Annotated in this window: 17 protein-coding genes; 1 reads left to right on the forward strand and 16 read right to left on the reverse strand. The window is 64.3% G+C overall.

All coding sequences use genetic code 11. The features are described from left to right. Positions 1-31 precede the first annotated feature (31 nt). Both FJ949_RS24345 and FJ949_RS24350 read right to left on the reverse strand, forming a co-directional pair. Positions 32-946, reverse strand: coding sequence for a sugar phosphate isomerase/epimerase (locus FJ949_RS24345; RefSeq protein WP_140499891.1), 915 nt, complete (start codon positions 944-946; stop codon positions 32-34). Positions 947-988: 42 nt separating this feature from the next. Beyond that, positions 989-2,086, reverse strand: a complete 1,098-nt coding sequence (locus tag FJ949_RS24350) for a Gfo/Idh/MocA family oxidoreductase (protein ID WP_140499892.1) — start codon at positions 2,084-2,086, stop codon at positions 989-991. A gap of 455 nt (positions 2,087-2,541) precedes the next feature. Between FJ949_RS24350 and FJ949_RS24355 the strand changes: the two genes are divergently transcribed. Continuing rightward, positions 2,542-3,570 (forward strand): LacI family DNA-binding transcriptional regulator, encoded by a 1,029-nt coding sequence (locus tag FJ949_RS24355; protein ID WP_140499894.1) that lies wholly within the window; start codon positions 2,542-2,544, stop codon positions 3,568-3,570. 51 nt (positions 3,571-3,621) lie between these two features. Here the strand turns inward: FJ949_RS24355 and FJ949_RS24360 are convergent, their stop codons facing one another. The 14 genes from FJ949_RS24360 to FJ949_RS24425 form a co-directional block, all read right to left on the reverse strand. Beyond that, on the reverse strand, positions 3,622-4,641 hold the full coding sequence (locus tag FJ949_RS24360; RefSeq protein WP_140499896.1) for an aliphatic sulfonate ABC transporter substrate-binding protein: 1,020 nt from the start codon (positions 4,639-4,641) through the stop codon (positions 3,622-3,624). A gap of 36 nt (positions 4,642-4,677) precedes the next feature. Then, positions 4,678-5,577: an ABC transporter permease gene (locus FJ949_RS24365; RefSeq protein ID WP_140499897.1), complete on the reverse strand. Its 900-nt coding sequence runs from the start codon at positions 5,575-5,577 to the stop codon at positions 4,678-4,680. 12 nt (positions 5,578-5,589) lie between these two features. Then, a complete protein-coding gene (locus FJ949_RS24370) occupies positions 5,590-6,426 on the reverse strand; it encodes an ABC transporter ATP-binding protein (RefSeq protein WP_140499899.1) in 837 nt (278 codons plus the stop codon). 13 nt (positions 6,427-6,439) lie between these two features. Beyond that, positions 6,440-6,766 carry a ferredoxin family protein gene (locus FJ949_RS24375; protein WP_140499901.1) on the reverse strand — a complete coding sequence of 109 codons (327 nt, stop codon included), beginning with the start codon at positions 6,764-6,766 and terminating at the stop codon, positions 6,440-6,442. After that, positions 6,763-8,388, reverse strand: coding sequence for an FAD-binding protein (locus tag FJ949_RS24380; RefSeq protein WP_140499902.1), 1,626 nt, complete (start codon positions 8,386-8,388; stop codon positions 6,763-6,765). Before FJ949_RS24380 ends, FJ949_RS24375 begins: the two co-directional genes overlap by 4 nt. Before the next feature lie 27 nt (positions 8,389-8,415). Then, complete coding sequence (locus FJ949_RS24385) at positions 8,416-9,012, reverse strand: thioredoxin family protein (protein ID WP_140499904.1); 597 nt, start codon at positions 9,010-9,012, stop codon at positions 8,416-8,418. A gap of 246 nt (positions 9,013-9,258) precedes the next feature. Then, positions 9,259-9,708 carry a DUF126 domain-containing protein gene (locus FJ949_RS24390; protein ID WP_140499906.1) on the reverse strand — a complete coding sequence of 150 codons (450 nt, stop codon included), beginning with the start codon at positions 9,706-9,708 and terminating at the stop codon, positions 9,259-9,261. Continuing rightward, a complete protein-coding gene (locus FJ949_RS24395) occupies positions 9,705-10,955 on the reverse strand; it encodes an aconitase X (protein WP_140499907.1) in 1,251 nt (416 codons plus the stop codon). Before FJ949_RS24395 ends, FJ949_RS24390 begins: the two co-directional genes overlap by 4 nt. A gap of 58 nt (positions 10,956-11,013) precedes the next feature. Continuing rightward, positions 11,014-12,078 carry an ABC transporter ATP-binding protein gene (locus tag FJ949_RS24400; RefSeq protein ID WP_140499909.1) on the reverse strand — a complete coding sequence of 355 codons (1,065 nt, stop codon included), beginning with the start codon at positions 12,076-12,078 and terminating at the stop codon, positions 11,014-11,016. Beyond that, positions 12,078-12,866: an ABC transporter permease gene (locus FJ949_RS24405; protein ID WP_140499911.1), complete on the reverse strand. Its 789-nt coding sequence runs from the start codon at positions 12,864-12,866 to the stop codon at positions 12,078-12,080. Before FJ949_RS24405 ends, FJ949_RS24400 begins: the two co-directional genes overlap by 1 nt. Continuing rightward, positions 12,866-13,735 (reverse strand): ABC transporter permease, encoded by an 870-nt coding sequence (locus tag FJ949_RS24410; RefSeq protein WP_140499913.1) that lies wholly within the window; start codon positions 13,733-13,735, stop codon positions 12,866-12,868. Before FJ949_RS24410 ends, FJ949_RS24405 begins: the two co-directional genes overlap by 1 nt. Before the next feature lie 65 nt (positions 13,736-13,800). Then, positions 13,801-14,862, reverse strand: coding sequence for an ABC transporter substrate-binding protein (locus tag FJ949_RS24415; RefSeq protein WP_140499914.1), 1,062 nt, complete (start codon positions 14,860-14,862; stop codon positions 13,801-13,803). A 40-nt stretch (positions 14,863-14,902) separates the two neighbouring features. After that, on the reverse strand, positions 14,903-15,886 hold the full coding sequence (locus FJ949_RS24420; RefSeq protein WP_140499916.1) for a PfkB family carbohydrate kinase: 984 nt from the start codon (positions 15,884-15,886) through the stop codon (positions 14,903-14,905). Beyond that, on the reverse strand, positions 15,883-16,935 hold the full coding sequence (locus FJ949_RS24425) for an ADP-ribosylglycohydrolase family protein (RefSeq protein ID WP_140499917.1): 1,053 nt from the start codon (positions 16,933-16,935) through the stop codon (positions 15,883-15,885). Before FJ949_RS24425 ends, FJ949_RS24420 begins: the two co-directional genes overlap by 4 nt. Positions 16,936-16,938: the final 3 nt, after the last annotated feature.

Genomic DNA, 16,938 nt, shown 5'->3' on the forward strand with positions numbered 1-16,938 from the left:
TGCCGCCATGCACAGGCGGCGCGGCCGGCCGTCACAGGCCGTTGGCGCGGAACTTCCCGTCGAGGAATGTCTTGGCGCGCGGCACGTCGTCTTCCGACAGGTGCTCGATGATGACCGGAATGTTCGGGTGCTTCTCGGCAAGCCGCTGAAGATAAAGGTCGTAGTTGAGCGAGCCGAGGCCGGGCGCCGGCAGTTCGATCTCGCCGACGCCGCGGAAGGTGTGGCTTTCCATGGCATCCTCATCGCCGATGTCGGCGTGCTTTTCCGACTTGTCGCTGCCCGAGCGCTTGACGTCCTTGGCATGCGCTATCCTGATCTTGTCCGTCAACGTGTCGAACACCTGGTTCAGGATCTGGTCCATCCGGTCGATGTTGTGCGTCTCGAAATAGTTGGTCGGGTCCATCAGCAGGCCAAGGCCCGGGTGATCGACCTGCGCGAACATCTTGACCGTCTCCTCGACCGAGCCGACGACGTTGTTGACATAGGTTTCGAGCAGGAAGACCGCGCCATGGTCATAGGCCGTCTGGGCAAGATCTGATATCACCTTGCGGCATTCCTCGAACCCCTCCTCGGTCTTGTTCTTGGGGTGGTGCACCCAGTCGGATTCGGTGTTGTAGGTGCCGGTTTCCGAGATCACGTAGGGCGAGCCGAAATGGCGGGCGTTGCGGATGATCTCCTTGAGGTAGCCGACGCGCTTGTCGCGCTCTGCCTTGTCGGGATGGATGATGTTGGTGTAGCCCGACACGCAGCAGACCGGCAGGTTGTGGTCGCGGAAGACATCGCGCACGGTCTTGGCCTTGTCCTTGGTGATCTGCCCGGCGGACAGGTCGATATCCCTGAAATGCAGGTCGAGCTGCACCGTGTTGAAACCGAGCCCGCGGATCTTCTTCGCCGTCTCTTCGAGGCCGTACGGGAAATAGCCCGTGAAAATACCTGCCTGCATCATGGTGTGAATTCCTCCCTGTAAGCGATTCAGTTACCAGTGATTTCAATTGATCGGGTTTGTCGAGATTTCGGAAAGCTTGACCGTGCGGCCCGAAGCGATCGAGCGATAGCCCGCCTCTACCAGCGCCATGGTCTTGACGTTGTCGGCGACGGAAAGCGCCGGTGGCGTGCCTGTCTTCACGGCGTGCTGGAGTTGTTCCATCACGCCGATGAAAGCATGCGGGAACCACATCGTGTCCCAGCTTGGGCTGACCCACTCGCCATCCGTTGTCTCGGCCGAGGCATAGGTGAGCGTCGAGGCCGCACCGGTCGGCCAGCCGATCGTGCCCTTGGCGACGCCCTTGGTGCCGTCGACGCGCCAGTTGATGTGCTGGTCGTCCTTGTAGCCTTCTTGCCGCGGACCGGACCAGACATCCTCCAGCGACACGGCGAGCACGCCGGACGGGAAGCGCAGCGTCGAGACGGTGATGCCGTCGGTGTGTTCGAAAGTCGTGCGCGGATCCTTGCGCGTCAGCGTGGTGATCTCATCGGGATCGCCGAACAGGAAACGCAGCACGTCGAGATGATGCACGCTCATATTGGCAAGCGTCAGCCGGTCGTACTCCTCGAGGAAGCCTTGCCAGTGCGGGATCGCATGCATGTCGATCTGCGCGAAGACGACATCGCCGAGCGCGCCGCTGTCGATGATCTGCTTCAGCACGCGCATCGACTGGTCGTAGCGCATGTTCTGGTTGACCGAGAGGATCTTGCCAGCCTTCGCCGCCTCGTCGCGCAGCTTCACCGCTTCCTCGACCGACAGCGCCAGCGGCTTCTGCGCCAGGATCGCCTTGATGTGCTTCTGCTCCAGCGCGTGGCGGATCAGCGCCGGCTGCTGGTCCGGTGGGAAAGCCAGGTCGATGATCTCGACTTGCGGATCCTCGATCAGTCGTTCCGGCGTGTCGTGGACGGTCGGAATGCCCCAGCGCGTGGCGACCTTCTGCGCATTCGCCCTTGTGCGCGAAGCGATCGCCACGACAGGAAAGCCTGCTTCCTTATAGGCCGCGAGATGGCATTCGGCCATGATCATGCCGGCGCCGACGCAGCCGATCTTGAATTCCCTGGTGCGAACCTTCACGTCCGGCTCGAAGCCTTTGCCTGCCATCTCTTCCTCCCAGAATCTGTCTTCGCGGCCGTCGTCATCTCGCCAACGCGCTTCCAGATGCTAGCAACCGGAGCCGCGGCATGCGGATCGGATCAGGCATTGGAATTCCTCCCTCAGGGCCAATGTTTCCTCCACAGCCATGAGGGACATTGACGGCAGTACGGGAAGGCTGTCAACATCATAAATAATCAAAACACCTCATAACATCGCAACGAGGCAGGGAAATGCATCATACGGAGATCCATCTAGTGCTCATGATGCCTCGATTTGATGGGAAATCTATTTTCCCATGCCGACGCGATCCTGCCGGGCGATCTGATTTAGCCTGGCTGCTTGCGCATCGGCCAAGGCCGGATACATCATTTCCCATCAGAATCGCGGATGGCGAAGAGCAGTCGCCACCCGGCCGGCGGTCGGCATTGCGTGATCCTGATGCATTGAGGAGATGAAAGACGGTGCGTTCCACCCTGACTGACATAGCCCGGGAAGCCGGCGTTTCCGCCGCCACCGTCGACCGTGTTCTCAACAACCGTCCGGGTGTGCGGGCGCGCACGCGCGAAATCGTGCTCGAAATGGCGCGGCGTCTTGGCTACATCGCCGAAGGCGCGAACGGGGCGCCTCTCAAGCCCTTGCCCGGCGATGTCATCCGGCTCGACTTCGCGCTGCCGGCCGGCACCAATTCCTTCATCAAGATGCTGCATCGCCACATCGAAGCCCAAGCCTTGGCGCGGCCGGATCTCGATGTCCACATCGCCACCATAGAGGGCTTCAATCCCGACCGGCTCGCACGCCTTTTGCAGGATCTGCGCGGCCAGACTCAGGGCGTCGGCGTCATCGCGCTCGACCATCCGACGGTGCGCGAGGCGATCCGCTCGCTGTCGGCCAACGACGTCAAGGTGGTGACCATCGCCTCCGACATCCTGCATGTGCCAAGGGTCGCGTATATCGGCATCGACAACCGCGCCGCCGGGCGCCTGGCCGGCTATCTGCTCAACCGTTTCATGGGGTCGGAACGTCCTGGCAAGGTGGCGCTGTTCGCCGGCTCGCTCTCCTATCGCGGCCATGAGGAACGCGAGATGGGATTCCGGCACATATTGGCCGAGGAATCGCCCAATCTGGAGATTGTCGAAATGCGCGAGATGCTTGACGACCGCGAAAAGGCCTATTCGGAGGCATCAGCCCTTCTGGAGCGGCACCCCGACCTGGCCGCGATCTACAATGTCGGCGCGGGCAACACCGGCATTGCCCGCGCGCTCAAGGAGCGCGGCCGTGCGATATCGATGGTTTTCCTCGGCCATGAGGTAACCGAAGGCACCAAGGAGCTTCTGCTCGACGGCACGCTCGACGCGGTCATCGACCAGAACCCGCGCGTCGAAGCGCGCGAAGCGCTCAACACCTTGACCCATGCGGTCCGGAGACTGCCTTACGAATTGCACCAGCCGAGGCTCCAGGTGATCTTCAAGGAGAACATCCCGGAAATCTGATACTCTCTGAAATGGAGCGGCGCCGGAACCCCTGCCCGTTCAGCACGCCCGCTACTGGACGGCCGCGACTTCCGCGCCGGCCGCGTCGACAAAGCTCTTGTCGATCCATTTGCCGTAGTCGATCGAGCCCTTCAAAAGCCCGGCACCGGCCATGAATTTCTCTTCGCCCTTGAGCGCCTCGATCGCATCGTCGGTCAGCCTCGGATCCTGGTGAAAGACGCCGTCCGCATAGGTCTTGCGTACCGATTTCTCCGACGACTTGGTCGCCTCGACGAATGTCTTGATCGTCTCGTCGGGATGGGCATCGGCCCAGCGCGAAATCTCGATGTCGACCTTCAGCAGCCGCTTGACCAGGTCGGGATATTTCGCCGCGAAGGCGCCGTTGATCGAAATGACGTTCGGCACGTTCCATTCCGGATGGGTGCTGGTGTCGAAGAGCACCCGTGCCTCGCCGGTGTCGACCAGCTTGGCCGCGGTCGAATCCGTTTCGACGAGGGCGTCGATGTCGCCGCGCAGCAGTGCCGGGCCGGATGCCTCGAAAGGCAGGTTCAATCCCTCGACATCACCGGTCGTCAGGCCGACGCTGTTCAGCGCCTTGCTGAAATTCGAGTGCCGCACCGTACCGGTGAGATAGGCGACCTTCTTGCCTTTGAGGTCCTGCAGCGTCTTCAGTGGAGAGTCGGATTTGACCACGATATACGAGCCGCCCGACCGCACATAGCTCGACAGGCCAATCAGCTTGACATCGGCGCCGGAGGCGGCGACGCGCAACGCGGGATTGTTGCCGGTATAGGTGAATTCGATGGCGCCTGTCGCAAGCGCCGTCGTCGCCTCGGAGCCGCCATTGAAGGTGACAAGTTCGACCTTGATGCCGTCCTTGGCGAACTCCTTTTCCCACCAGCCGTCCTTCTGTGCGAGGACGAATTTGAGGTGCCCCGGCGCGGTGCTGCCGATGCGGATGAATTCGGGCTTGTCCTGCGCGAAGGCGGGCATGCCGCCAAGGCCGATGACGACGGCAATGGCGCCCTTCAGGAACAGCCGGCGAAATCCGTCGAATGCAATGTTGGACATGAGGAAAATCCTTGCTGATTGGAATGAGTGAACGGCTCAGATGAGCGAGGACTCGGACTGGCCTTTCCAGGCGGTCGCCCAGCGCTCGAACCAGACGAGCAAATAGTTGACGGTGAGCCCGATGACGGTCAGCGTCAGGATGCCGGCATACATGTCCGCCGTTTCCATCATCAACTGCGAGTTCTGAATAAGGAAACCGAGGCCGGATTTGGCCGCCAGCATCTCGGCGCCGATCACCGCGAACAGCGACGACTTCACCGCCAGCCTTGCGCCGGCGACAACAGAGGGGATGCTGGCCGGCAGGATAACCTTCCGGAACAGGTCGAAGTCGGACGTACCCATCGAGCGCGCCGCCTTGATCAGCAGCGGATCGACCGACTTGACGCCGCTGATCGTGTTGACCAGCAGAAAGAAGACCGAGGAGTAGAAGGTGATCGCCACCTTCGATTCCTCGCCGATGCCGAGCAAAAGGATGAACACCGGAAGCAGCGCGAATTGCGAGGTGTTGCGCAGCGTCTGCACAAGCAGGTCAGAGATCTTCTCGAACAGCGAGTAGCGCCCCATCAGCAGGCCGAGCGGAATGGCCACCACCACGCCGAGAGCGAAGCCGATCGCAGCGCGCTGCAGGCTGATGCCGATATGTTTGACCAGAACGCCCGAGGCGAGCAGGTTCCACCAAGCGACCAGCACCTCGCTCAGCGGCGGAAAGAAGATGCGGTTCAGCCAGCCGAGCCGTGGCGCGATTTCCCACACGAGAAAGAACAGGCCGAGCAGCGGCAAGCCGTAAAGGAAAGTCCCGTGGCTCGTCCCTTTGCGCCGGACCTTGGCACTGTGGGCGGTGATGGCCGGGACTCTTGCGGCGGCCGCCGTCTCGCCGGCGCCGGCAAACAGATGAAGAGCGCCGTCAGGCCCGAACTTTTCGGTAAGATAAGCCATGGCTCTACCTCCTCAATGACTGAAGGCTGGCGACAGCGTCCAGTCCTTTTGCGCCTTGTTGACCTCATCGCGCAGCGCGTCCCAGACGCGGCCGCGATATCCGTTGAATCCGGCGCTGGCGCGGATGTCCCCGTCGCGCGGCCGTGGCAGGTCGATGTCTATGATCTCCTTCACCGCGCCCGGCCGCGCCGTCATCACCACCACGCGGTCAGCGAGGAAGATTGCCTCGTCGATCGAATGGGTAACGAAGATCACTGTTGTCTTGATCTTGCCCCAGATCCGCAGCAACTCGCCCTGCAGGAGCTCGCGCGTCTGCTGGTCGAGTGCGGCGAAGGGTTCATCCATCAAAAGCACTTCCGGGTTGCTCGCCAAGGCGCGGGCGATCGCCACGCGCTGCTGCATGCCCCCGGAGAGCTGGTTGGGGAAACGGTCCTCGAAACCGGCAAGACCGAACAACGACAACAAATGGCGCGCCGTCACCGTGCGCTCGGCCTTGGCGACGCCACGCACCTCCAGCGCGTATTCGATGTTGGCCAGCGCCGTGCGCCAGGGAAACAGCGCATATTGTTGGAAGACATAGCCGGTCTTGGGATCCGGCCTGGTGATGCGCCGGCCGTCGAGCTGGACATCGCCGCCGCTCGCCTGCGTCAGCCCGCCGATGATGTCGAGCAGCACAGATTTGCCCGAGCCGCTCGGGCCGACCAAAGTGATGAACTCGCCTTTGCGGATCGAAAGATCGACGCCGTCGAGCACGGTGACGCGGTCGGTCTCCTCGCCGTCGACGGTGACGAACTGCCCCGGCTTGAGCAGAAAGGTCTTCTTGATATCGCTGACGACGATGCGGTCCATGTCCTGTCGCTTCCTATTGCGCCACGCGGATGCGGTGCGTCGGGTCGAATTCAGAGCCGCCGGCCTTGCCGCGCTTCCAGCCGAGCGCGCGGGCGTAGCCGCCGAACAGTTGACGTGCCTCGACCTGCGCTTCCGTGATGCCGGTCGGCCCCTCGGCGAACTCGGCCACGTAAAGCGCGTCGGTCGGGCAGTAGATTTCACAGAGAAAGCAGGTCTGGCAGTCGTCCTGACGGGCGATCACAGGCGCGCCGTCCTTGGTAGCGTCGAACACATTGGTCGGGCACACCTTGACGCAGATGTCGCATTCGACGCAGCGCGCGGCCGAGACGATCTCGATCATGACGCCAGCTCCGCCAGGCGCTCCGGCGCCCCGGCAATGCGGAAGTCGTCGACGCCGGTGATGACCAGCCGATGCGCGAGGGCCGGGTTCTTGCCCTGCAGATCGGTGCGCCGATGCATGCCGCGGCTTTCTGTCCGATGCAGCGCGGCCGCCACCGACCAGCGCCCCGCGGCGGCGATCGACGCCGCCTCGCGCGCGCGGACCCGGTCCACCCCTTCGCCCCGCAGATGGTCGCGCACGTCGCGCCAGACACTCTCCAGCCGCCCCCGGCTTTTCTCCAAGCTCTCGCCGTTGCGGAAGAAATTTTTGTCGAGCGGCGTCACCTCGTTGCGCACCGCCTCGATGACCTCGCCTGCAGCGATGTCGGCACGCGGCGAGGCCGCCGGGCGCAGGCCGGCCTGACCGAGTGGTTCGACGGTGTCGCGGAACGCCCTGCCGCCGCGACGCTTCGAATGGATCGAGGCGCCCTTGCCCGCCCACCAGCCGCTGGCCAGCGCCCAGGAGGAATTGACGGCGCCGCCGCCCGATACCGCTCCGGTCATGATCTCGCGGCTGGCGGCGTCGCCTGCGACATAGAGGCCGGGCACGCCGGTGGCGCAGTCGTCGGAGACGATGTCGATGCCGCCGGTACCGCGTACCGTGCCTTCGGCGCGCAGGGTGATGCGGAACAGCTCGGTGAATGGATCGACACCGGCGCGGTCATAAGGCACGAAGCAGTTCGGCTGCCCTTGGCGCAACCAGCCTTGCAGCGCCGGCTCCGCCTGATCGAGCCGCGCATAGACCGGTCCCCCGATCAATGCGCGCGCCACCTCGTCCTCGCGGTCGCCGATGCCGTTGCGCAGCGGCTCACCGGCAGGGCCCAGGATCGGCGATCCATCCTCGCGATGGAATGAGGCCCAGCGGAACGGCAGCCCCTTGTTCAGCGAAGACCCAAAGGGCGCCAACGTGTATTTGCCGGTAAACTCCATGCCCGACAGGCTGGCACCGGCCTCCGCCGCCATCAGATAGCCGTCGCCGGTCAGTCCAGTCCCGCCGAGGATGCGCTCACGGAAAGCGCAGCCGCCGGTCGCCAGCACCACTGCGTTGGCGTCGACGCGCCAGTCCTGGCCGGCCTGCCGGCCGATACCGGCCGCGCCTACGACGGCATCGCCATCCGACAGGAGTTCCAGCGCCGGATGATGGTCGAGCACGGTAACGCCAGCCAGAAGCACACGGCGGCGCATGAAGCGCATGTAGTCGGGCCCGCGCAGATTGGCGATGTAGAGCCGGCCGTCATCCTCGCTCGGGAACGGATAGCCCCACTCGGAAAGCCTGAGCAGGTTGCGATAGGCCGTGTCGACGCAGCGCAGCATCCAGCGCTGGTCCGCAAGCTCGCCGGTGCGCTGCCAGCGTCGCTCGACCACCGCATGCCTGTTGTCGCCCGGCGGTACGCACCAGGTACCCGTATTGGACGGCGCGGTGGCGCCGCTGGTGCCGAGATAGCCCTTGTCGGCCAGCACCACCTGCGCGCCGCTTTCGGCAGCGGCGACCGCCGCCCAGGCTGCGGACGGGCCTCCGCCCAGCACGAGCACGTCGGTCTGGAGTTGCAGCCTGTCGGACGCGGATCTTTGAGGCATGGACATGGATGCTCTGCGAAGGAGTGCGAGGCGCTAAGCAGCGCGCGCAGCGCCCGAGAACCACGCCGGCTCATTGCCGGCGCTCCATTTGATGTTGCAGCCGATCGACGGCACCTGGTCGGCGGCGGGCCTGCCGCCCTCCAGCACCGCGTCGACCGCCGCGCGCAGGTCGTTACCCGTCACCGCCTTGCCATTGCCCGGCCGCGCATCGTCGAACTGGCCATGATAGGCAAGCCGCCGGCCGGCGCCGAACAGGAAGAAGTCGGGTGTACAGGCCGCGCCATAGGCTTTCGCCGTCTGCTGCGAGGCATCCTTGAGATAGGGGAAGGAATAGCCGAATTTCTCCACTTCCTCGCCGATGCGGGCCAGCGTCTCTTCGGGATGCGCCTCATGGTCGTTGGCATTGATGGCCACCACTTGCAGCCCCTTGCCCGCATATTCCCTGGCGAAAGCGGCAAGCTGCTCGCGGATCAGCACGACGAAAGGGCAGCGGTTGGAGATAAAGGCGACGAGCAAGGCGGGCTTTGCATCGAAATCGCCGAGCCGGTGCAGCACGCCTTGTGCGTCGGGCAGCAGGAAATCGGCCGCTTTGGTGCCAAGCTCGATCGAGTTGGATTCTGTCTTCGGCATCAATGCGCTCCCTTCTTGCTGCCGCTCAGACGGACCATGCCGTGCAGCGCCGGACGAAGTTAGTCTATGAATTTAGTAGAATTATAGGCTAGACAACCCGCCTCCGGTCAACCGCGCCGCTTGGAATATCGTGCCAATGTTTCGGGCCGGGCGAAAAGTTTGTTCGAACGGAAGGCCGTTTTGAAAGAAATGAGATTTGGCGGGGAGCGAAGCCGCAACTGCCTTCGTCGTCCGCGTCGAGCTTGGTCAGGAAACGGTTTCCTTGCGGACAATTGCCCTGTCATCCCCGCCGACATCGATCGCGATCCGCTCGCCGGAAACAATGCCGTTAATGTCGCAGACCACCAGCGGCATGCTGATCCCGTAGAGAAATTCCGCGACGATGGCGCCCACTGCCAGGATCGGGTCAGGCCGTTCCAGGAGGATGCCGGCCGGAGCCGTGCCCCTGCGGATTGCCTCGGCCAGCACCGAGGATGAGGACGAGGAGCCGCGCCCGCTCGGCATGATCAGGATTTTCCCGGCGACGTTCTGGCCGAGGCCAGGATGCGAGTGATCCGTTATGTCGCCTGTCGTGGCATCAACGCCGCCCCAGAAGCTCAGCGGTTGCGAGAATACCAACGCCCGGCCCTCGGCACTCCCGGCCAGTTGGAAGGTGCCGGATCGCTGGACGACGCCCGGTTCCACCGGCGCGGTCATGACGCGCCCCGCATGACATGCCCCACCGCGGCGGAGCGGATGCAATCCGCCATATCCGCGAACGCAACCGTCACGCCGATATTGCCCGGAGCGTAATGCGCCCATTTGCCGGAATTGGTCATCACCACGCCGTCGAGCCGTTCCAGAATCGCAGTGACATAGGTGCAGGTGTCGGCGACGGGGATCAGGCCGAACGCCTGTGTGCCATCAAGCGCGCCCTCCTCCTGCAATCGCGTCAGCGTCGCGCGACCGGTGTTGACATAGATCGGGATGCCCCTGCCCGGCGCGATGGCACGCAGCAAGGGCAGCAGGCGCATCCATTCCGCATGCGAGAAATGCGGAGTGCCCAGCGACACGGCCGCCAGCGGCGCCCCGTCGGGTACGCGCGACAGCTTGGCCAGTGCATGATCGATATCGGCGCGCGTGATGCGGATCGTCTCTTCCGGCGCTTGACCATGGAACGCCTCGTCGAGCGTTCCCGCTTCGGGCGTGATGCCGACCGCATGGAACAGCGCCACGGCGCCGGTAGTCGCTGCTGCCGCGCCCAGCGCCTTCAGCTGGTCCTCGTCGCGCGGCCGTGGCAGACCTGTGACAACCGGAACGCGATCGCCGCTGGGTTGCCCGATGATCAGTCCGACGCCGACGAACAGGGCGTCGCTCGGCTCTGGCTCAGCAAAGTCCAGCTCGAACAGGATGCGGCCGCGCCGGTTCTCGCTCAGATGCAGGCCCCAGGCCGGCGCGCGGCCCGTCATGGCGCAGCACAGGTCGATGAAATCGCCATAGCGGTTGGTGCGCGCGCCGATCACCGAATTTGCAAACACGATGGCGTTGGATTCGCCCCAGGCGATCTGCTGCCCGAAATCTGGCCGGAACCGCGTCTGGTAGGGCGCGCAGGTGAAGGTCGCCTGGCAGCCGAGCTCGATATGCGCCTTCATCAGCCGCCGCGCCGGCGCTTCCTCCGCCGCGGGCATCTTCACCATGCCGGGATGGATGAGATCGAATGAGCCGACATTGAGCGTCGTCGGCACCTGCACGCGGCCGCCGCCCTCGACCAGCCGTTCGACGAAATCGAGCCCTGCCGTGCCATGGTAGAGGCAGCCATCGATATGGGCGCCGGCAATGTCGAGGAGGCTGTCCGCTCCGACGGCTTTGGAAAAGGCGACGAGGATCTTCATGGCCGCGGCCGCCGACGGCCCTTGCTCGCCGTCGAGCATGGATTGGTCCTCGGCAGTCAATTCCAACGTCATTGCCGCTCTGGCCCCTACTCGATCTTATGGCGCGAAGGAACGCCAGCAGTTCAGTGAACTACCCCGCAGGGATCAACACCGTGCTCTGCGGGGACCAGCGTAGTACGACATGCTGACCTTCCGCCAGCCTGTCAGCGCCGGTGTTCTGGACGATGACCTTCAGCGTCTGGCCGGCACGCTCGACAAAGTAGGTGCTGTTGTTGCCGGCGAAGATGCGTTTGCAAACCTGGCCCTTCAGTATGTTGGCATCGCCGCCCGAAGTTCCGGCATCCAGGGCAATCCGAATACGCTCCGGACGCACGGCGCAGCTTGCCTTTGCGCCGGCGGCAAGCCTGGCGCCGGCCCCGGCGGCGATCGTCGTGCCGTCCGCCAAGCGGATGCCGTTGCCGGTGGTATCGCCGCGAAAGATGTTGGCATCCCCGAGGAAGATGGCGGCGAATTCGCTTTTCGGCCTGTCGTAGATCTCCTCCGGCGGCCCTTCCTGCACCAGCCGGCCATCGCGCAAGATACCGATGCGGTCGCTCATCGTCAGCGCCTCTTCCTGGTCGTGGGTGACGAAAATGGTTGTGATGCCGATCTCGCGCTGGATGCGCTTGAGCTCGATTTGCATGTCGACGCGCAGCGCCTTGTCGAGCGCGCCGAGCGGCTCGTCGAGCAAAAGCACGCGTGGCTTGGTGACGATGGCGCGCGCCAGCGCGACCCGCTGGCGCTGGCCGCCGGAGAGCTGATGCGGCTTGCGACCGCCGAGCGAGCCGAGCTGAACGAGGTCGAGCGCGCGTTGCACCTCGGTGGCAATCACCGCCTTGGCCTCGCCGCGTACCGACAGGCCGAAGGCGACATTGTCGGCGACGCTCATATTGGGGAACAGCGCGTAGTTCTGGAACACCATGCCGATGCGCCGCTTCTCGACCGGTACCCGCTCGACGCTCTCGCCGCCGATGGCGATGCGGCCGCTGTCGGGAAAATCGAAGCCGGCGATTTGCCTGAGCAGCGTGGTCTTGCCGCTGCCTGATGGCCCAAGCAGCGCGTAGAAGCCGCCATCGACGAAATCGATCGAGACGTCGTCCAACGCCTTGTGCGCGCCGAAGCTGCGCGAGACGTTTGATACCTGGACGCCCGCCATTATTTCTCTCCGCCGAATTTGAAGAAGCGCGCTGTGAGCAGCATCAGCGCCATCGACACCACGATGATGATGGTGGAGACCGCGTTGATCTCGGGCGTGAAACCCTTGCGGATCGCGGCGTAGATCTCGACCGGCAGCGTCGTCTGCCCCGGCGTCGCCAGGAAGTAGGACACCACGAACTGGTCGAACGACACGGCGAACGCAAACAAGCCGCCCGCGATCACACCCGGCATGATCCACGGCAGCGTAACCCGGTTCGTCACCTGCCACTGATTGGCCCCGAGCGAGCGTGCCGCCTCTTCCAGCTCCGGCGCGAAGGTTTGCAGCCGGGCCGAGACGACGACGATGACATAGGGCAGCGCCAGCGCGACATGGCCGAGCAGGATGGCGAACAGGCCGCGTCCAATGCCGATGCCGAAGAAGAAGATCAGCATCGCCGTGCCGGTGATCAGCCAGGGAATGGCGATCGGTGGGAACAACAGCGCCTGCAGGAATTTCTTGCCGCGGAATTCATTGCGGTAGAGCGCCAGGGACGCCGCCGAGCCGAGCACGGTCGAGATGACCGTGGTGATGACGGCGATCTCGATGCTGTTCCAGGTGGCGGCGATGAGCTGGTCGTTCTGCCACAGCGAGGCGTACCATTCCGTCGTCCACTCGAATGGCAGCTGGTAGAATGGCGAGACGTTGAACGACATCAGCGCCATGATAATGATGGGCAAATACAGGAAGGCGAGCAGCACCGCGATATAGAGGCGGCCGAGCCACTCCAGGATACGCGTCGTCGCCATCACGCCACCCTCCGCAGCACCGGTGCGGCCAGCGCCAGAATGATCAGCACGACGGCCAGCAGAATGAAGGAGAGTGCGGCCCCCAGCGGCCAGTTGAACACGGCGACGAACTGGTCCTCGATCACCGTGCCGTAAAAGGTGCCGCTGCGGCCGCCGAGGATCCGCGGCTCCATGAAGGAGCCGACGACGGGCACGAATATGAGGGCCGCGCCCGCCACCAGGCCCGGCATCGATAGCGGGACAATGACCCGCTTCAGCACCTGCAGCCGCGAGGCGCCGAGCGAGCGTCCGGCCTCGAGCAATGAATCGTCGATCGCCTGCAAAGTGAGATAGCAGGTCAGCACCATGTAGGGCACATAGGAGTGCACCAGTCCGATGATGATCGCCGGATAGGAATACATGAGGTCGATGTTGATCTTGAACGGCAGCACAGCGTTGAGCGCGGTGTCGAGAATGCCGCCTTCGCGCAAAACCATCGCCCAGGAGAAGATGCGCACCAGCCCGTTCGACCAGAACGGCAGGATGACGAGCAGGAAGATCGCCTCGCGGCTGCGCCCCTTCAGCACCTTGGCCAGTACATAAGCCGCGGGATAGCCGATGACGATGCACCACAAGGTCACCTCGAGGCCGAGGCGCAGCGAGGCCAGCAGCAGCGTCAGGTAAAGGTTCTGCGAGAAGAAGGCGGCGTAGTTGCCAAGCGTGAACGCCCACGGCTTTCCCGTCAGCGGCAGGTCGGTCATGAACGAGAAGAACACCATGGCCGACAACGGCAGGAAGATCGCCACCGTCAGCCAGAGATAGGCGGGCGCCAGCAGCGGCAGTGCCGACCTCAGCCCGCCGCGCACTGCGACCGCACCCTCTGCTGCCATGCTATCCTCCTCCCCGGATTGGAAGGACCAACCGGCGCGAACGCCGGCTGGCCCTGGCGCGGGTTTTACTTCACGTCGACCTTGAGCTGCTGCCAGAGCGTAAGATAAGCTTCGCGCTGCGCATCGGTGATCGGAGCCTGGAACTGGATGCGCTTGGCGACTGTGGGATCACCCATCACCTTGCGGTTGAACGAATCCTCGGGCAACGCTTCCACCGCCTTGGTGTTGGCCGACACCGGTGCACCGACCTTGGTGACCCATTCGACATAGAATTTCGGATCGATCATGTAATTGATGAAGGCTTCGGCGCCCGCGACATTCTTGGAGCCGACCGGGATGGAGAAGGCGTCCAGCCAGGCGACGGCGCCTTCCTGCGGGATCACGAGCGAGACCGGCAGCTTGAAATGCGTCTTGGCGCGGTCGGCCGAACCGCTCCAATAGGTGCCGATGTCGATCTGGTTGGAAGCCACCATCTGGTTCCAGTCGTTCTCCGAGCTCCAGAAGGTCTTGATCTGCGGCATCAGCGAGGTGAGCTTCGTCTTGACCGCGTCCATATCCTTGATGTCGTTGATGTTCTGGCCCGTCGCGATGGCGCCGAACTGCACCGCCTCGACGGCGTCGTCGCGGATGACGACGCGGCCCTTGTGGGCGGGATTCCACATTTCGGCGATCGACGTCGGCGGCTTGTCGAAGGACTTTTCGTTGATGGCAAGGGCGGTCAGGCCCCACACCCACGGCACGCCATAGACCTTGCCGTCATGGTCGAGCATCGGCGAGTTCGCCTTGTCCTTGCTGATATCGGCATAGTTGGGCAGCTTGGAGGTGTCGATCGGCTGGATCAGCTTTTCAGCCATCGCCTGGTCGTTGAAGGCGGCGTTGATCATGACGACGTCATAGAGGCCGGGATTGGTGCGGATCTTGGTCAGCATTTCCTGTTCGGAATTGAAGAAGTCGTTGACCACCTTATGGCCGGTCGCCTTCTCGAAGGCGGCGATCGCCCATGGCTCGTCGGCGCCGTAGCCCTTCCAGTTGAGCACGTGCACTTCATCGGCCTTGGCGGCAAAAGTAAGTGCGGAGGTGAAGACGGCCGTCGCCGTCAGCAGGGCAGTAAAGTCAGGCATGCGCATGTTCGTTCCTCTCTTTTGTTTGCCCGCTTCCCGGGCTTAATCAGGCTGTCTGATGGGCCTTCCGGTTCTGGCCTCGCGCGCCGGTCGAGCCACCGTCGGCATGGCTCAGGAAAGTCCGGATCTCCGCGTCTGTGGGCGCGGATGAACCGCCATGGCGAGTGACCGAAATGGCCGCCGCCGCATTGGCGTAGCGCGCCGCCTCGAAAGGCAGCATGCCGCGCGCGAGCGCACTTACGAAGGCGCCAATATGAGTGTCGCCGGCGCCGTTGGTATCGACCGCCGCCACCTTGAAACCGGGAATGGTCCCGGCGGAACCGTCCGCCAGTCGGATATGGCAGCCCCTGGCGCCGCAGCGGATGACGACGCCGTCGGCCTTGGGACAATGATCGGCAAGCAATCGCGCCGCAAGGGCGTCGGCATCGCCCGGGCCGGCAATGTCGGCGGCTTCCGTCGTATTGCAGCTCAGCCAGGTCGTGCGGGCGAGCACCCGCGACAGGGTGGCGCGCGAAATGTCCGAAACGACCGGCGTCGGGTCGAAGACAAGTGGAATGTCCGCCGGCAGCGTCTCGATCCAGTCGGTGAGCGCGTCGCGGCTGCCGGGATAGCTCAGCGTATAGCCTGACGTGAACACCCAATCCTCGGTCGAGACCAGCACCGGAGCCATCATGTCGAGGCTGAGCACGCTCTCCGCCCCCGGCCACGACACGAAGGTGCGTTCGGCATCGCTGGAGATCATGGCGACGCAGTTGCCGCTATCCATCAGAGGCGAACGCTGCGTCAGAATGTTGATATCTTCGACGGCGAAGGCGGCGCGCAGGAAGTCGCCATTGGGTCCGCTGCCGAGTTGGCCTGCGAATACCACCTTCATCCCGGTGCGGATTGCCGCGACCATCATGTTGAAACCGCCACCGGCGACCTGCGCATAGCTCGAAGCCGTCTTCTCCGTGCCCGGCGCCGGCAAGGCATCGATACGGTAGACATAGTCGACCACCGCGCTGCCGATATGGACGAGACGCGCGCTCATGCCGCCGCGTCCTTGCCGGGGCCGGCCTGCTCCAGGCGACTGTGCGAGGTCCGCGCCGCGACGAGATCGGCGGCGAGCGCACGAACGCCCGCCATGTCAAAGCCTTTGAGGCGGGCGATGCGGTCCTGCGGCAATCGTGAAAGGCCGGTGCAGGCGCCGGCCATGCCTGCGGCGATGGCGCCGATCGTGTCGGTGTCGCCGCCGAGATTGGCGCTGATGACCGCCGCTTGCCAAGCATCGCCGCCGGCGACCTCCAGCACAGCAAAAGCGGCCGGAACGGACTCCTGGCTGGCAACGCCGGTGCCGACCAGATCGGTGATCAGCCGGACCGCGTCTCGTGGCGCCTTGCCGCGGATCAGATCCTGCGCCCAGGCGACGCGCGCGGCGATGTCGCCGCCGGTCACCCAGTGGCCGTGTGTCGCCCCCCGCCTCGCCGCCGCGACGGCGCTGTCGGACGCGGCGCGCCAGTCGCCGCCGGCGATGCCGCGGCTGACGGCGGCCGCGACCGCCGCGGCGGAGGCAATGGCGATCGAGGTGTTGTGTGTCGCCCGGCAGGTTTCGGCCACCTTGTCGACGAGCGCATCCAGCGGCTCCGGCTGCATCATGATGCCGAGCGGCGCGATGCGCATGGCCGCGCCATTGGTGTCGCCGCCGCGCCCAGCCTCCTCGGCTGGCACGCCCTTGTTGATGGCGTCGATGGCGCGCTTGGTCGACGGTCCCAAAAGGTCGTAGCTGCCGCGCGCCTTGACCTCGCGCTCCCAGTCGAGCAGCGCGTTGACCCAGCGCGCATGGTCGAAGCGGTCGCCTGAGGCAACCAGGATGCGGCCGAGCAGCAGCGCCTGCTCGGTATCGTCGGTGATAGTCCCGGCCGGCAGCCCTTTCGACACCGGATGATCGGCAAAGGGCGAGACGAAATCCTCGACATGGCCGTAGAGTTCGGCGATGCGCTGAGGCGACAGAAGCTGCGTCGGCATGCCGAGCGCGTCGCCCAGCGCCCCGCCGACGAGCGCACCCATGGCGCGGTCCATCTCAAGCTCGTTCTCCGGCATCGC

This window comes from Mesorhizobium sp. B2-4-1, from assembly GCF_006442185.1.
In the GTDB taxonomy this organism is placed as follows: domain Bacteria; phylum Pseudomonadota; class Alphaproteobacteria; order Rhizobiales; family Rhizobiaceae; genus Mesorhizobium.

Bases quoted from the DNA above. Each gene is read 5' to 3' on its own strand.
- FJ949_RS24345 (WP_140499891.1), bottom strand. From the start codon at position 946: ATGATGCAGGCAGGTATTTTCACGGGCTATTTCCCGTACGGCCTCGAA.
- FJ949_RS24350 (WP_140499892.1), bottom strand. From the start codon at position 2,086: ATGGCAGGCAAAGGCTTCGAGCCGGACGTGAAGGTTCGCACCAGGGAA.
- FJ949_RS24360 (WP_140499896.1), bottom strand. From the start codon at position 4,641: ATGTCCAACATTGCATTCGACGGATTTCGCCGGCTGTTCCTGAAGGGC.
- FJ949_RS24365 (WP_140499897.1), bottom strand. From the start codon at position 5,577: ATGGCTTATCTTACCGAAAAGTTCGGGCCTGACGGCGCTCTTCATCTG.
- FJ949_RS24370 (WP_140499899.1), bottom strand. From the start codon at position 6,426: ATGGACCGCATCGTCGTCAGCGATATCAAGAAGACCTTTCTGCTCAAG.
- FJ949_RS24375 (WP_140499901.1), bottom strand. From the start codon at position 6,766: ATGATCGAGATCGTCTCGGCCGCGCGCTGCGTCGAATGCGACATCTGC.
- FJ949_RS24380 (WP_140499902.1), bottom strand. From the start codon at position 8,388: ATGTCCATGCCTCAAAGATCCGCGTCCGACAGGCTGCAACTCCAGACC.
- FJ949_RS24385 (WP_140499904.1), bottom strand. From the start codon at position 9,012: ATGCCGAAGACAGAATCCAACTCGATCGAGCTTGGCACCAAAGCGGCC.
- FJ949_RS24390 (WP_140499906.1), bottom strand. From the start codon at position 9,708: ATGACCGCGCCGGTGGAACCGGGCGTCGTCCAGCGATCCGGCACCTTC.
- FJ949_RS24395 (WP_140499907.1), bottom strand. From the start codon at position 10,955: ATGACGTTGGAATTGACTGCCGAGGACCAATCCATGCTCGACGGCGAG.
- FJ949_RS24400 (WP_140499909.1), bottom strand. From the start codon at position 12,078: ATGGCGGGCGTCCAGGTATCAAACGTCTCGCGCAGCTTCGGCGCGCAC.
- FJ949_RS24405 (WP_140499911.1), bottom strand. From the start codon at position 12,866: ATGGCGACGACGCGTATCCTGGAGTGGCTCGGCCGCCTCTATATCGCG.
- FJ949_RS24410 (WP_140499913.1), bottom strand. From the start codon at position 13,735: ATGGCAGCAGAGGGTGCGGTCGCAGTGCGCGGCGGGCTGAGGTCGGCA.
- FJ949_RS24415 (WP_140499914.1), bottom strand. From the start codon at position 14,862: ATGCGCATGCCTGACTTTACTGCCCTGCTGACGGCGACGGCCGTCTTC.
- FJ949_RS24420 (WP_140499916.1), bottom strand. From the start codon at position 15,886: ATGAGCGCGCGTCTCGTCCATATCGGCAGCGCGGTGGTCGACTATGTC.
- FJ949_RS24425 (WP_140499917.1), bottom strand. From the start codon at position 16,935: ATGCCGGAGAACGAGCTTGAGATGGACCGCGCCATGGGTGCGCTCGTC.